Annotated in this window: 17 protein-coding genes; 3 read left to right on the top strand and 14 right to left on the bottom strand. The window is 59.7% G+C overall.

Features of this window, described 5'->3' with window-relative positions; genetic code table 11:
- Position 1 precedes the first annotated feature (1 nt).
- From NLY33_RS00460 to NLY33_RS00490, 8 genes are all read right to left on the bottom strand, one after another.
- Positions 2 to 328 (bottom strand): DUF736 domain-containing protein, encoded by a 327-nt coding sequence (locus NLY33_RS00460; RefSeq protein ID WP_023707920.1) that lies wholly within the window; start codon positions 326 to 328, stop codon positions 2 to 4.
- 45 nt (positions 329 to 373) lie between these two features.
- Entirely contained in the window at positions 374 to 934 is a 561-nt protein-coding gene (locus NLY33_RS00465; RefSeq protein ID WP_023707921.1) for a S26 family signal peptidase, read from the bottom strand.
- Positions 931 to 1,395, bottom strand: coding sequence for a DUF2840 domain-containing protein (locus tag NLY33_RS00470; RefSeq protein ID WP_023707922.1), 465 nt, complete (start codon positions 1,393 to 1,395; stop codon positions 931 to 933). The genes NLY33_RS00465 and NLY33_RS00470 overlap by 4 nt, the downstream gene beginning before the upstream one ends.
- 319 nt (positions 1,396 to 1,714) lie before the next feature.
- On the bottom strand, positions 1,715 to 2,599 hold the full coding sequence (locus NLY33_RS00475; protein ID WP_023707923.1) for a replication initiator protein A: 885 nt from the start codon (positions 2,597 to 2,599) through the stop codon (positions 1,715 to 1,717).
- Positions 2,600 to 2,616: 17 nt separating this feature from the next.
- Complete coding sequence (locus NLY33_RS00480; RefSeq protein ID WP_023707924.1) at positions 2,617 to 2,907, bottom strand: helix-turn-helix transcriptional regulator; 291 nt, start codon at positions 2,905 to 2,907, stop codon at positions 2,617 to 2,619.
- Positions 2,908 to 3,042: 135 nt separating this feature from the next.
- A complete protein-coding gene (locus tag NLY33_RS00485; RefSeq protein WP_023707925.1) occupies positions 3,043 to 3,684 on the bottom strand; it encodes a DUF2285 domain-containing protein in 642 nt (213 codons plus the stop codon).
- Positions 3,629 to 3,796: a transcriptional regulator domain-containing protein gene (locus tag NLY33_RS29445; protein ID WP_353620310.1), complete on the bottom strand. Its 168-nt coding sequence runs from the start codon at positions 3,794 to 3,796 to the stop codon at positions 3,629 to 3,631. Before NLY33_RS29445 ends, NLY33_RS00485 begins: the two co-directional genes overlap by 56 nt.
- 179 nt (positions 3,797 to 3,975) lie before the next feature.
- Positions 3,976 to 4,254: a DNA -binding domain-containing protein gene (locus NLY33_RS00490; RefSeq protein ID WP_023707926.1), complete on the bottom strand. Its 279-nt coding sequence runs from the start codon at positions 4,252 to 4,254 to the stop codon at positions 3,976 to 3,978.
- A 115-nt stretch (positions 4,255 to 4,369) separates the two neighbouring features.
- Here NLY33_RS00490 and NLY33_RS00495 point away from each other — a divergent pair, with 115 nt between their 5' ends.
- Positions 4,370 to 4,630: a helix-turn-helix transcriptional regulator gene (locus NLY33_RS00495; RefSeq protein ID WP_023707927.1), complete on the top strand. Its 261-nt coding sequence runs from the start codon at positions 4,370 to 4,372 to the stop codon at positions 4,628 to 4,630.
- 245 nt (positions 4,631 to 4,875) lie between these two features.
- Here the strand turns inward: NLY33_RS00495 and NLY33_RS00500 are convergent, their stop codons facing one another.
- Positions 4,876 to 6,081: a DUF932 domain-containing protein gene (locus NLY33_RS00500; protein WP_156932580.1), complete on the bottom strand. Its 1,206-nt coding sequence runs from the start codon at positions 6,079 to 6,081 to the stop codon at positions 4,876 to 4,878.
- 420 nt (positions 6,082 to 6,501) lie between these two features.
- On the opposite strand from NLY33_RS00500, the gene NLY33_RS00505 reads away from it, so the two are divergent.
- Positions 6,502 to 7,035: a Ros/MucR family transcriptional regulator gene (locus NLY33_RS00505; protein WP_023707929.1), complete on the top strand. Its 534-nt coding sequence runs from the start codon at positions 6,502 to 6,504 to the stop codon at positions 7,033 to 7,035.
- A 90-nt stretch (positions 7,036 to 7,125) separates the two neighbouring features.
- Here NLY33_RS00505 and NLY33_RS00510 read toward each other — a convergent pair whose 3' ends face one another.
- Together NLY33_RS00510 and NLY33_RS00515 are read right to left on the bottom strand one after the other, a co-directional pair.
- On the bottom strand, positions 7,126 to 7,437 hold the full coding sequence (locus NLY33_RS00510) for a DUF736 domain-containing protein (protein ID WP_023707930.1): 312 nt from the start codon (positions 7,435 to 7,437) through the stop codon (positions 7,126 to 7,128).
- An 884-nt stretch (positions 7,438 to 8,321) separates the two neighbouring features.
- On the bottom strand, positions 8,322 to 10,418 hold the full coding sequence (locus NLY33_RS00515; protein WP_023707932.1) for a ParB/RepB/Spo0J family partition protein: 2,097 nt from the start codon (positions 10,416 to 10,418) through the stop codon (positions 8,322 to 8,324).
- 369 nt (positions 10,419 to 10,787) lie between these two features.
- On the opposite strand from NLY33_RS00515, the gene NLY33_RS00520 reads away from it, so the two are divergent.
- A complete protein-coding gene (locus tag NLY33_RS00520; RefSeq protein WP_156932570.1) occupies positions 10,788 to 11,483 on the top strand; it encodes a YjaZ family protein in 696 nt (231 codons plus the stop codon).
- Positions 11,484 to 12,450: 967 nt separating this feature from the next.
- Here NLY33_RS00520 and NLY33_RS00525 read toward each other — a convergent pair.
- The 3 genes from NLY33_RS00525 to NLY33_RS00535 are packed head-to-tail and all read right to left on the bottom strand — an operon-like array spanning position 12,451 to position 13,952.
- Complete coding sequence (locus tag NLY33_RS00525) at positions 12,451 to 12,831, bottom strand: M78 family metallopeptidase domain-containing protein (RefSeq protein WP_245261054.1); 381 nt, start codon at positions 12,829 to 12,831, stop codon at positions 12,451 to 12,453.
- Between the two features lie 10 nt (positions 12,832 to 12,841).
- Positions 12,842 to 13,330, bottom strand: a complete 489-nt coding sequence (locus NLY33_RS00530) for a helix-turn-helix domain-containing protein (RefSeq protein WP_031196117.1) — start codon at positions 13,328 to 13,330, stop codon at positions 12,842 to 12,844.
- Between the two features lie 7 nt (positions 13,331 to 13,337).
- Positions 13,338 to 13,952, bottom strand: coding sequence for a GNAT family N-acetyltransferase (locus NLY33_RS00535; RefSeq protein WP_023707934.1), 615 nt, complete (start codon positions 13,950 to 13,952; stop codon positions 13,338 to 13,340).
- Positions 13,953 to 13,956: the final 4 nt, after the last annotated feature.

Raw genomic sequence — 13,956 nt, forward strand, 5'->3', positions numbered from 1 at the left:
ATCAGCCTCGCTCGTCGCGCTTCGACTGCCGGCTCCAGTGCAGGTGCCAGACGCTTTTCTCGGCATCGGACTGGAACAGATTGGCGCGGATCGGCTGCGTGAAGGACGGATCGTCAATGGAGACAGAAAGATAAGCGCCAGCTTTCTCGCCGGTGCGATCCCACGCCGCGCCGATCTCCATGCCTTCGCAGAAGACGCGATGGTCTGGCGCGTTTTCTGCGTCCGATTTCTCGGCAGGCAGGATGGCGAGTTTCGCGTCGAGCATCAGCGTCGAGATGTTTCCGAAGAAGCCGTCGTCGTTGCGAGTGAAGGTGCCGATCTGGGCCATTGCGTTGCTCCTTTCATGAGCGTTCGTGAGGGTGGGTGCGAGCCGTCACGGCTCGCGGCGATCCGGTTCGCCGGAATCATCCGGTACCGGCGAAATGCGGTCGTTGGTCCAGACCGGGACCGCGCGACCGATGATCGAGGTCAACGGGAGTGGGCCGAAATACCTGCCGTCAAAGCTGTCAGCCGAGTTCCAGTTCATGAGGAAGACTTCACGATCGGCAATAATGCGGCAGCCCTGCCAGCCGGGCAGCGGCCGGCCACGACTGTCACGATCCAGCGCACGTCCAAAGGCCACGCCATAGACGATGATGGAGCCGCCTCGCCGGCACACCATCGTGCCTCCGAGTGCCAACACATGCTTCAGCAACGGCACGCCGTTCGGCAGGTATTCGCGTTGGGCAAGCAAATCCGCCAGTGGCTTGGGCGGGATGACGACGGCGATGTCGGAAACGCCGATCCGGTCGACCGGCTCGACGCGGTAGAGCCCGACTGGGACGCTTGCTGACGCGTTCCAGATCAACTTCGGTCGATGGTCGATCCATGCCGGCGCGGCGACGAGGACCGCGCCGCCGAACATCGCGACGATGATCGTTGCGCGCATGCTCATGGCTCAACTCGGCGGCGGAGGAGCCATGCCTCATGGCGCTGGCGAGTGTAGGACCTGGGCGCCTCGCGCGCGGCGAGCCTGCTGTGGGCATGCCGCCAGTAGTCCGGCGACACATCAATGGGATCGATGCCGATCGCTTCGATAGCGTCGATGATCTTCAGCACCTTCTCGACGTTCGGCCATCCGGTAGCTGTAAGCAGGATGTCGGCGCCAGGTCGCACATAGGCGACAGTCGAGCTGCGCTCGCCGCTGGCAACAGCGCGCAGGATATCGATGCGGGAAGCGACGGTGCCGAAATCGTTCGCGGTCCAGCGAACGAAGGCGAAGATGCTGCCGGGTTTGAAGGAGACGACACGACGACTGCGGTCGATAGTCCTGTTCGAAGCAACCTTACCGAACCGGATATAGTTCTCGATCCGCTTCTTCAGCCACACCAGTTCGACGTGGGTGAGATTGCTCAAACTGGCCCCCGTAACCGGAGGTCGGCAGTCAGCATGGCGAAACGAGGGGCAGAGAAATCAGTCGTGCCCCGCGAGGAACAACCGACATCGATTATTCTCGGCCTGGCCGAAAGATCGTGGCTCCGCTGTTGTCCCCAGCCTCGTGGATCAGCGCTTTCCGTTAGAAAGAATCCGAAGGATTCTCGGTTAGGAAAGTTAGAGGAGCGAGTTCGGCAATCGTCGCAAGGACTTAAGGCCGATTCCGGTTCCTGATAGCACGGGAATCCGGTTCCTGATGGCACGGGAGTTGCGGTTCCTGATAGCACGGGCCTGTCCACAGTCATTTCACAGCCCTAGTGGTGCGGCCACGTGGCGCGCACGGCGTTGCGCTGGCGCTCGCAAATGGATTGACCGGGTTGAGTTGGAAGTTCAGTCGTGACCGACCGTCGGGATCGACGGAGAGTGCCAGCCGGTAGCCGGGCAGCGGCTGCCGACGGACGATCTCGCGCAGCTCGAAGGTGAAGCGTTTGAAAGGCGACAGGCTGCCGGATTTCAGATGGAGATGGCGGAGATCAAAGCTCCAGCCATAGGTCTGGCGGCCACCGTGCTTGCGCACCAGCCGATAGAGCCAGCGCTCCAGGCCACCTGTAAGCCCGAAATATTGGCGGTCGATAGTGAGGACCAAGGCATCGTCCAGAACACCCGCATAGAACCAGTCGGGCAGGATGAGTTCGATGCCGAGCGGGCGCCCGCTGCCGTCTATCCGCTCCTTCCATTCGTTGATCCAGGAGAAGCGATGCCGCCGCCGCTCGGACGACTGGCGGATAGACGTGGCGACTGTCGTCGATTGCAGGCGGTCCAGCGCGGCCTTCAACCTGTCGTAGCTATGGACGGAATCGCCACGCTCGATAAAGGCAAGGATCTCATAGGGCGTGGCCGCCATCAGACGCGACGTGCGAAGGCCGTTGTCTCGTGCATCGACGATCTGACTGGCAGCCCAGATCAGGATGTCGGCATCCCAGATCGTCGCCATGCCATGTTCGACCGTCGCTTCGACGCGGATCGAGACCTCGCCCATACGAAAATCGATCGGTGTCACCCGGCGGGATTTGGCCAGCGAGAAGAACGGCCACGACATGAGATCCTGCGCGTCGCGTGCCGTGATAACGCTGGCGCGCGCGTGGAACAGATCAAGCTGACCCTGATCGATCGAGCGAAGCTCCATTTTCCTTGCACCGCAGATCAGGAGACGCGATCGCGCCGGTCGGCATAGGCCGGCGCGCGGGCGGCATGTGGCTTGGCAGGCGGAACAAAGGTCGCGTTCGCATCGCTGGTGGAGGTACGCGCGCCGAGCTCGATCCAGGCATGAAGGTCATCGATGTCGTAGAGGACGCGCCCGCCGACCTTTCGGTACTTTGGACCGGTGCCGTAGGTCCGGTGCTTTTCCAGCGTGCGAGCGCAAAGACCGACGATTGGCGCTGCCTCCTTCGTTCGCAGGTATTTTTGGGGCGCGTCCACGGGACCCTTCGACATCGCTTGATCTCCATTCGGTTCTGCTGTCGTCCTGGCCTGCCGGGACGCGCGAAACGGACGATGGCCGAATTGAGGAAAAGCGAGGGAGGGCAAACATCGGGGGATGTGTTTTTGCTGCCCCTGCGAAGAAGAACTTCAGCTGTCGGATTTTCGGCTGCGGCTGTGAGGATAGAAGAGAAGGTCGCGGTAACCACCTTCCACAAGACGATCTGCCCGTCGCAGGATCGCCCGAACCTTGTGTCGGAGATGATGATCGCGCCAATCTCGAGGCGCGATCGGCTCTCGTGACAAAAGCACCTCCGCAATCTCGCGGTAGGTGGCCCTTGCGCGACGGGCGTCATGAGCGCGCAGATTGAGAGCGTGCCTTGTCTTGGTTTGCTTCGGCAGCGCGCCATAGGCCGGACCAAGTGGCCGCCCGTTGAGTGCGCGCCAGAACCGGCGCGCGGCGTCGAGCCGTGTCTCGAATGCCGCATCGAGTGGCAGGACGATGGCGTTGAATTCGGTCGCGCCGTTGCGGAGGTCTGTGACGAGATTATTTGTCCCGGTCGATGCCGGCCAAAGAATATGCAGCTCGTCGGTTTTCCAAACGGCGGCGCCGCTGAGTCTGGAAAGTTGAACAGCCTGATGCGAAGGGCTGACTAGCGACCGGATTTGCGTGGCGCGCAACACGCGCGGCGAGGCCTGTTCCGCCCAGACGATGTTCGCAGCTAACGGAAGCCCGTCACCGGTGACTCTGAAATCGCGCGCCCCAACGAGCGATGAAGTCGGGTGGACCAACAGGTTCTACGGAACCTGGGAGATGTGAGGAAAGCTGTCCGCACTCGGCGACGAAGGCGTCGTTCCGGATCAGATACTCGGCAGCGAACTCTGCTGGCTCGTAGCCTTGCATGAGCGCGTAGGCCGCTGGATCGGTCCAATCACCTTGCAATGTGCCAAGTCCTCTCCAGCTGGCCGCATTCGGCGGCGGGCTTCGGAACCAGCATCTGGGGCGACAGGAACATTGGGTAGTTGAAGAGTCAGCAAACCGCTGTGCTGATTCAGCAAAGCACGGCGAACTACAGAAGCCGCTTAGTGCGGGGCACCGCCCGCCAGGAGATATCGATAGCCGCTCGTCGTCATCCACCTGGCGCGGGCTAGATGCGTCTCCCACGACCTGAATGCGCGTTCCGGTTCTTGCTCAGGATCGATATGTAGAACGATCTTGGCGACCTCACGCCAATCCGCATCTTCGGCCGCGGCGTCGAGCAGGCGGATATAGGTGAGCAATCGCTCCTCGTCATAGCCGGTCAGGATTGGCGCATCCGGGGCGACGTCGGCGACATCGGGATCGAGGAGTGGTTTAAGCACGGCACACCAAAAGTCGTGGAAGCACAAGTGGCTGCATTCACCAGATAACCAGATTTTCTGGTTATCTGGATTTCCATTTAATTGATCTGCCGGCTTCGTCAAGGACCGGCAGCGAATGCAAAAGACACTTCGGTCGCCAAGACATTTGCGACTCATCCAATTGATCGTGGACAAGCGCAAAGCTGCAGGCTTGAGCCAGGCCGACTTGGCAAAAGCAATCGATCGATACCAATCAGTAGTCGCAGCCATCGAGTCGGGAGGGCGGCGCTTGGACGTGATCGAGTTCCTCGATCTGGCTGAAACGATAGGCTTCGATCCCCATGATATTCTAGATGAGGTGACAACAGTTCCGAGTATGCCCGCCAGAAAGCGCTAGCAGTCGATCTGCTCAAGGGCGAAATCAGACCTCTGAAATCCAAAACGAATTTCTGGTTGCTGTGCTCAATTGGCAGCAGTCGGATCGCGAGCCGGGCAGAGCCCGGCGAGCGGCCGCCGTGTTTCAAACAGCCGCACGCCCCGATGAACTAGTCGGCACATATCCTTATGCTATGACGGTCTCGTTGATGCGTCGGACCTGAAAGGCCACGCGGCGAAACTTTTGCTGCGCGGCCTTTCGTATGCTCATGCCGCCTTTTCCAACAGAGCCTTTGCCCTGCCTTCCAGTTCAAGCCGGCTGTCCTGATACGTCTTGTTGCGGGCGTGTGCAGTCATGCCCTGCACAAAATCGAAGATGCTTTCCGGCGGGCGGCCTTCCTCCTGCAACACAGCCTCGATGATCTTGCCTGTTTCGCCCTTGGAGAAACCGCGCTTGCGCAGGAAGCTTTCGCGGTCTTCGTCGCTACGGGCGACGATCTTCTCACGCGCGGCCTTGATGCCGGCGATGAACGGCGCGGGGCTTGAGTTCGCAAAGTTCGTCAAAGCGGGCTCTGCCTCATGAGCAAAACGAAGTGCCGCAAACTTCGAATGCCGGATCGTGATTTCCTCGAAGCCCTCGACGCCCCAAAGATTCCGGTTCATGCAAACGGCGCGGAGATAGAAACTCGCAATGCCCAGCGTCTTGCTGCCGACTTCCGAATTCCAGCAATAGAAGCCACGGAAATACAGATCCGGTTCGCCATTCGGGAGCCGTCCGGCTTCGATCGGGTGTGTGTCGTCGACAAGAAACAGGAACACGTCTCGGTCGCTCGCGTAAAGCGTGGTGGTGTCCTTGGTGATATCCACGAAAGGATTGTGCGTCATCGTCGCCCAATCCAGAACGCCCGGCACCTTCCACATGGTGTCCCCGGTGCCATTGCCCGCGATCTTCATGACGGCGGCGACAAGCTCATGATCCCAGATACGGCCATAGTCCGGGCCGGTCACCGCGCGAAGTTCAACGCGACCGTCTTCCGTCTCAAGGGTCTTCATCAATTCCGCCCGATGGCTCAAAAGGCCATACTGCAAATTGATGCCTGCCAGAGGCGCAGGAAGCTGACGCATGTAGGTGGCCGGTGCGCCAACAAGGCTGCAAAGCTGGCCAAAACTCCAATGCGTCGGAGCAATAGGTTGCTCCTGTCCGGGGACAAGAAGGGAAAGCCGCTCTGCATTGTCGCGGGTCGCTTCCACGCGCACGGCGCGGCTCTCGACAGTGCGGGCAGTAGCGCGGTCCGCTCGCTGCTTCACGGCATGATAAAGCTCGGTGAGGCTCAGAAAACGCTCGTCATCGGGGCGCAAAAACCATTCCGAGGAAACTCTCCCGATCCGCTCGCCGCGCGAGATATCCACGCGAAAGCCGCTGGACGCCATCTGCTGCTGGTTGTTGCTCTCGCTGTTGATGATGGTGGTCATGTTCATTGCGATCACTCCTTTTCCGTCAATGCCGAAGGCATGTCCCCCGGCATGCCTTCCGGGGGCGCGTGAGCGCGCGGGAGTGATGGGGGCCAATGCGGGCGCGCGGAGCCGGGCTGCACGGTTGAGCGAAGCGGATGGAAATTGATCGCGACAAATTGCTTCGGTCGGCCGCTTTGCGAGCCGGCGGCCCTGCTCTGCACAGGCGGCAATGGCGGGGAAGCGAGGGGAAGTTCCTCGCTTCCCGACGGATCGGCAAGGCTATCCGCAGGCGATCAGAACGATGAAAGCGAAGCTTACCTTTACAATATTGGCGAGGGGTGTGGATTGTAGTAAGCAAACGCACTATTTGCGACATTGGCGGGCTCGGGAAAACAAACGACGTTTAATTCGTCCGATACAATAAGAGGAAAAAACTGTATGACCACTTCTCTCGAACAAGACGGCCAACTGGATACCGTGTCGATAGCGGCTGACATTGTCGCCGCCTACGTGTCGAACAATCCACTACCGGTCGGCGAGTTGCCGAAATTGATCGGCGATATCCATGCCGCTTTGAAAGGTATCGGCACGCCGGCGACGGAACCTATGGTCAAGCAGGAACCGGCAGTATCGATCAAGAAGTCGGTGACGCCGGACTTCATCATCTGTCTGGAGGACGGAAAAAAGTTCAAATCCCTGAAGCGCCATATCGGAGTCCATTACAATCTGAGCCCCGACGAATACCGGCAGAAATGGAACCTGCCATCCGACTATCCGATGGTGGCGCCGAACTACGCGGCTACCCGCTCGGCCCTGGCGAAATCAATAGGGCTCGGGCGCAAGGCGGCGACGCCTACACCAGCCGCGGCAGAGAAGCCAAAGCGAGCGGCTCGCGCCGCAGCGGCGATAACCACCTCGACAGCGGTTAAGTCGCCGGTAAAGAAAGCAAGGAAGGCCGCCGCCAAGGCCTAGCATGCTGCACCTGGCAACGGTGCCATGGTGTGGCGAACCTGAACACGGAGAAGCCCCGCCTTGCGGCGAGGCTTCGTTTTGTGGGCCGGATCACTCGGCGGCGCGGCGGGACCAGATGAGCGAGAAATCGCCCTCGGTGTCGGTCTCGACCAGGCTCGCGTAGATCGGAGCGGGGAGGCTTGGATCGTCGAGCTTGACGGAGTGGTAGTCGCGGCCCTCGCGCGAGGTCTTCTTCCATGCCGCCCCGAACTCGGTGGCGCCGGCGAAGATGCGGAAGTCCGGACCCTTTTCGTTGTCGCCGTCGGCCGGGGAGAACGTTACCGTCTTGACGTTGAGGTTGAGGGTCTTGACCGAGCCGGAGAAGCCGCTCGCGGTGCGGGAGAAAGTGCCGATCGTAGCCATTGTGGTGGTTCCTTCTTGTTTTCTCGGGCCGCGCCCATCGCGGCCTCGATGGTGGTCGTGAGACCGGAGACGATCGGCCCGCACCCCGAAGAGGCTGAAACGAAGTGGAAGACGATGGCGCGAGGCTTTCTTGAATCGCGAGGAATGGACGCGCAGCGGACAGGGGAAGAAAACGCAGCGACGTCGTTGCGGGAACACGATCGAGACTGAGTGAAGCGAAGGCGGTCTTCGGTCAGACCCAATCCAGTCGAGGACGCCGTGGGCGTGGCTTGGAAAGAATACGCGGAAGGAACGCCACAGGGGCTAAGATCGGTCACGGCCATTGTCGCCCGCGCCGCGACACTTCTCCAATACGGTAAGAGACGTTACCTCAAGCGCCAGGGCGATGTTGGTCCTACTCCAACAGGTGACGCAAGGACGCCCGATTTCCCTAATCTTTGGGCTGAACCGACATCGTGTTCGGGGCGGCTCCGAAGGCGACCGAGTGATTGCTGAGGGCAGCGACCTCCAAGCCGTCAAACACCGCGACGATTTCAGGTCTCAAGTCGACTGGATGTGAGCCCGGTTGAGATCGAAAGCGAGGAAGACTTCATCACACCCGATCCTCCGCCGCATCGCCGAATAATCCCGCGACGCTGACCTACTCGCGCACGGTGAGGCGTGCGGGAGACGGGATGCCTCCGCACAAGGCACCTGATGCTGAGGTATGGCGCCAGTTAGCAGGGTGATCTCGCGCCGGGACGATGTTCGTCTTTCGGGACCTCATCCAGATTCCTGCGCATCTTAAACGTCGTGCTGTCGAGGTGTCCGGCCGCGCCAATGTCGCGGCCGAAAATTCTTGAAAGGCATGCCGGAGCCGCGTGGCGGCTCCGGCCCGCTGCGGGTCACTCGGCGGCGACGTTAAAGGCCTCGGCGTCCTCGATCATGTCAGGCTGAGCGGGTTTCGTGTCCAGCTCGGAAACGTCCGCCGATCTGACATCTTCACCTGCTTCGTGCTGCTGTTCAGCAGACATCGCAAGTTGCTCGGTGCGCAAGACTGCAGGCAGCCATCCGGTCCCGGCGAGCAACTGCTCGGCGGCTTCCGCCATCGGCTGCTTTTTCAGGTCCGACAGCCTGTCTGCCACCTCTGCGCTGGCAGCTTCCCGCACGGCGTCGAGGATATATGCCTTGGTGATGCGCCCGAGATACGTCCGGACGGTCGGCGTCCAATGTGCCGTCATGTCGAGGTTGACCGCTGTCGCAAGCCTGTCCGCAGTCTCGTGAGCGCGAGGCTTGCGCTCCCAAGGCTGCTTCACGGCATTGACGGTGAGCGAGGCGCAATGGGCGAACAACGCCAAGACGCTGGCATGGTCGAGGGGCGCGATGAAGCCCCACAAGTCAGCCACATCGCGAGGCATGTCCGCAGCCCACTCCGCATGTCGATCCGCCAGTGCCTTGCCTGCCGCTGTATCCTCGATGCCGTCCGCATGCCCGGCGAGATGGATGCTGGTCGGGCGGATTTCGAGGCAGTGGGCTTCCGCGCCTTGGTAGAAGGTCTGCGCGGCAAGTGCATGGGTGACCGCAACAAGGGCGATGTCCGGCTGTTCGCCAAGCGCAAGACGAAGCCCAAGCGTGCGATGGGCGGTCAGATCACGGACAAGAAGATCAGACAGCTGCTTGCCGTCGTCCTCAGCTTCTTCCTCGTTCCCACCATCGCAATCCGAACCGGTGCCGGCTTCGATGATCTCGCCATCGTCGTTGACGGCGTAACCTTCACCGCCTTGCAACGTTACCGCTTCCTGCTCCGGCAACTCATCCTCGGCGCGAATGAAGCCACGTTCGATGCGCGCCGATCCGTCATGGGAAAGTACGACGAACACGCCGCCACGGGAGACAACATCAGGATCGAAGGCATGACGCAAAGCGTCGATGCGCTCGATCTCGGCTTCGAGCCTGCCGAAACTCTGATCGACATCATCCGGCAGTTCCTCGGCGCTATTCCATTCTTCCGTGAGCCGGTTGAACTCGTCGGATGCCGTCGCAAAGGCAGCTTGATCTTCATCCGACAAATTCACCGGTTGGGGGTAGGTGCGGCGCAAACCGTTTGCGTGGGGGAAGTCGATATGGACATCTGCCCATTTCCAGCCCTCGGCTTGCCTGACGGTTTCCGAGATGCCTTGCAGCTTCTCGATCACCAAGCGGTCGAGCAACGCTGCATCCTCGTAGAAGCCGCCGCGATCCTCGGTGAACAGGTCGCGCAGGATGGCGCCACCAGCTTCCATGTAGGCTTCCGCGCCGATGAAGACGGCTCGCCGGTCGTTCGCTGCAACATGCGTCCGCGTCAGTTCGCGGCGGATGATGTAGGGATCGCGGTTGTACATGAGGCTTTCGAACACTTGTTCCTGCCGGACGTGATCGTCAGTGATGGCGAAAGCCATCAACTGGTCGAGCGTCAGCCCCTCCTCGCGATAGACATGCATCAGCTTGGGGCTGACCGCGCCAAGCCGCAGGCGCTGCCGCACGACATGCGCGCTGATGCCGAAGCGGGCGGCGATCTCCTCCGCACCCCATCCGCGTTCCTCGTGAAGCTCACGGAACGCCTCGAACTGGTCGGCGGGATGCATCGCCTCGCGAGTGATGTTCTCGTCCAGGCTGATCTCATGCGCATCATTCACGGTGTCAACGACGCAGCGGATCGGCTCGGTCTTCCTGATCTGCTTGCGCTTCACGCGCAGCAATTGCGCCAGCCTGCGGCCTTCGCCGATGCTTACAAAATAGAAGCCGGTTTCTGCTCCCTCCCCGTCAAGCTCCGGCTCCACCACTAAGTTTTGCAGGATGCCTTTGGCGGCGATGCTCGCGGCATAGGCTTCGATGATCGCTCCGCTATGCGCGGTCTTACGCGCATTGCGGGGCGACTTTTTCAGCTTGTTCAGTGGAATGAAAACCTCGGTGCCGCTCTCGCTGGCCGCTGTGGTCTTCGCATTTGTCCCGTTGATCGTCATGGTTCTGATCCTTTTCCGTTAGATGCCGAAGGCATGCCCCTCGGCATGCCTTCCGGGGGCGCGTGAGCGCACGGCAGAGAGGGGGGCAAATGCCGGCGAGCGGAGCTGGGCTGCGCGTCGAGCGGGGTGGATCGGATTGATTGGTTGTTGTGGTCAGTTCCGCCTTGCGAGCGGGCGGCCTCGCTCTGCGCAGGCGGCATTCGTGGGGGAGAGATGGCCAAGACCATCTCTCCCCCATTGTAGCCCAGCGTTTTGCCTGTCGACGAGTGTGATATGCGAGCGTGCTCGCCGACGTCGAATCGGACCAACATCCCGGCTGGCGCATCCAGTGATTGCGAGATCAGGCAGATGCCCTGAAGGGTATCCCCGATGATGGGCAGTCCTGATGCAACTTTCGAGGTCGCCAGATGCAGAGATCATCGTTCTGCATCGTCTTTTTTAGCAAATCGGACGCAGGCGGCCGCCAAACCGCTATATACGAAAGCAGAGACTACTTTTGCCCGCCATCACAGGTTCATCATGCATCCAGAATTCATCACGCACCGCGAGGAAAAGCTCGCGCTGGAACACCTGTCCCAATCATTCGGCGAGTTTGATTGGGCTCCCAAGGGCGGCGAAAAGACCAAGTTCAAGGTCAGCATCCGCTACAGCAACCATTGCTATTCACGTTCGCTCGAAGACGGCGAAGTCCAGGCGGAAGACGACGTGGTGGTTGAGGTGTTACCCCTAAGGCTGTTCTGTAGGCAGCGGTACGATCATACCCCGAAGCTCTGCGAGATGATCAAGGGTCTCTTCATTAAGCCCAGTACCACCGTGTCGTTGACCTACGAGTCCAACTGGACCATCTACCAGCTCTATGCCAAGCCCGCCGAGGGAGCGCAGTACCGCTACTGCGTGTTCTTCCGTGTGAAAAGGACGGATGTCCACGGCATGGTCGATGGATCCTACCCCTTGGACATGTATGTGGAGAGCGGGTACGTCCGGACCAACATAGTCAACGTCAGGAAGAAGGTGCCCTTCGGTACCGTGGCGGCCATGACGATGTTGGGGGAAGCGTACTTCTGAAACGGGTGGGGAGGCGCGAAGCCTCCCCATATGTCCTCGACTAATGTCAAACCCAAAGGCCCACAGCACTAGGCAAGTGATCAGGTTCCCCTGACGACATCGGCGCTATCGACCCCGTAGGGTCTCAGTCGATCTGCACCGATAGGGTAGAACATAGAGTAGGTGGGACCATGGGTCAAGGTCCGTACCGTGTCTTGGTCAACAGTCCGTACCCGGTCTGTCCCCTGAGTCCCTACCTCAGGCCTGTAAATAGCGTCTGTGCCTTCCAACCTCAAGCCTATCCGCCCACTATGGTGGCCAGTGTGCCGATGGCAAGACCATGCGGTGTCTCTTCCAACTATCTCGCTGCCGATGCCGACGCCGATGATGCGACCTGCTCTCCCGATCTCGTGCCGACGACATTGAACCGCCTGAATGACAAGGTGGGCTTAAAACCCGACAACGCGAGAGTGACGACGCTGATAAATCCCCAACGTCAGGCAATCATACGTGTTGGAGAAGGACTCAAAGAAAAAGACGTGCGGGTCTCCGTTGCCGTCAGGCAGGACCAGTTCTGCAGATCCGAGAGGCCCTGCCCTTTGCGGCCCACAATATGATGTGATGGCACGGTGTAGTTCGGCCGGCGTAACGCCTCCAAATGCTACGGAGAAAGCCGGCGACTCGATCAAATGACGAAAGGGGCGTGAAATGTTGAACGTCCCTGACGGTCGCTTCGGATGTGCCCCGATCAAACCGACCATCGGCAGATTGGTGTGGGCACCTTCGATATAGCGCCAGAAGGTGGTGGTGTATGTGTTGCCAAAGTCACTCTTAAGGTCCCGCACAGCTGAAAGGCTGGGCACCGAATCGTTGGCTGCATGAACAAATCTCTCCTGCAAAAAGAGAAGTTGGCCGGCAGTGTAGTTGGCCTCCGCCTCGATCTGAGCGTGACAACCGGGGGTTAGGGACTGTTCGTGATCACCCAGCATTAGGTCGGCATGCATGGGAGAAGACTATGTCCAATTTCGTGGGCTTCGTTCCATCGCTGTTTCGCGTCGGGTTGTGACTGGTCCAGGAGGATACGCTTGCGGTCCGGGAGATAAAGCGCCCGAAGATCGAACTTTCGTACAGCGTCCAGCAGTAAGGTCGGTCGCTCAATGATCTGGGCGCCTGCCACCGATAGTTTGCTGATCATCTCTCTCAAGAAGCCATCATTCCGCGACGAGTAGTAGCCGCGATCTAACCGCAGAAGCTCGCGAACGTCTTTCAGTTGTAGCGGAGGCTCGGGATTGCCGAGCCCCCTAAGCACCTTCCGGACTTGAGTCTCGATGTCAGCAGCCGTCGGGCGGCTCAAAAGAATGTTCCGCACGACGGTGTTCCTACTGCCTGGCCAAGAACGCTATAAATTCTTCGAGTGCTCGCTTCTCCTCTTTGGAGAGGCTTTGTACCGACTCGCCAGAACGCGCTGCAAATCGCAATGCGTGTTCGTGTATCGCAGTATCGCGCGCTGTAGAATTACCGGAGAGCTGCAGCAGCGCCTTGTTGGGCAAGCCGAAGGTTGTAGCGATCTGATAGACTGTGCGTGGTTCGGGTCGGAAATGGGCGTCGCGTTCGATGTTCATGACCTCAACGATGTCGATGCTTGCCTTTTCCGCAAGCATTTCCATGCTGAGCCCACGTTTTCGACGCAGGTACTCGACGAGCGAACCGAAAGCGATTCGCGGTTGGGTATCGGACTGGGAAGACGCTCGCTGATCAGCGGCATCCACCGGGGATGGGTCCCTTGCAAGCAAGCCAGCAGCGATCTCCAAATCGCCTTCCAGCTCGGCTTTGCGTTCGAACCACTCCCTCGTGATGGCGAGTTTCATGGTTTTCCTACCTTGAGAATAACGTCGCGTGCTCTGACGTCATCTCGAAATATCTGAGGTTTTCTTTTGTGCCGTCGATCCCGAGGTCGCTCATCCTGCAGGCCTTTTCATAAAAGCCTACAGACTGAGGCAAAGAGTGCAGGCCAATACGACCGCGAAATCCTTCCTCTTGGCTGACCTCGATCGCAGCGCGAATCATGATTACACCCACCCCGCCAAAGCGGGGCTGGGTGACGACAGTTGAACGATTCCAAGGTGCGGTCTCAACATAGTCGACATAAGCGAGATGCTTGCCCACTTGTTCCGGAAGGCGACAAACGTTCTTGGCCGTGTTGATCTGCATCAATCCCTGGGTACGGCCCTCGCAAACGAGTGCGAACGTCCGGAAAGCAAGGAGTCCATTGATTCGGTCCATCTTAGCACGCCAATTCCAGTGCCAGCTTTGTGGCCAATCCTGCCGAGGCTGGCCTTGGTCGATAAGCTGCTGAACGCGCTTAAAAAGGATTGGCATCCATTCGGTTTCCACGCAGCGCAAATGCGACTCATCAATTGTTTCGACGAGTTCTGCCGCCACGACTTGGCCGGTCTGCTTATCCTTCAGAAAGACGGAATGCGATGTCACGGGT

The organism is Mesorhizobium sp. C432A, from assembly GCF_030323145.1.
Classification (GTDB): domain Bacteria; phylum Pseudomonadota; class Alphaproteobacteria; order Rhizobiales; family Rhizobiaceae; genus Mesorhizobium.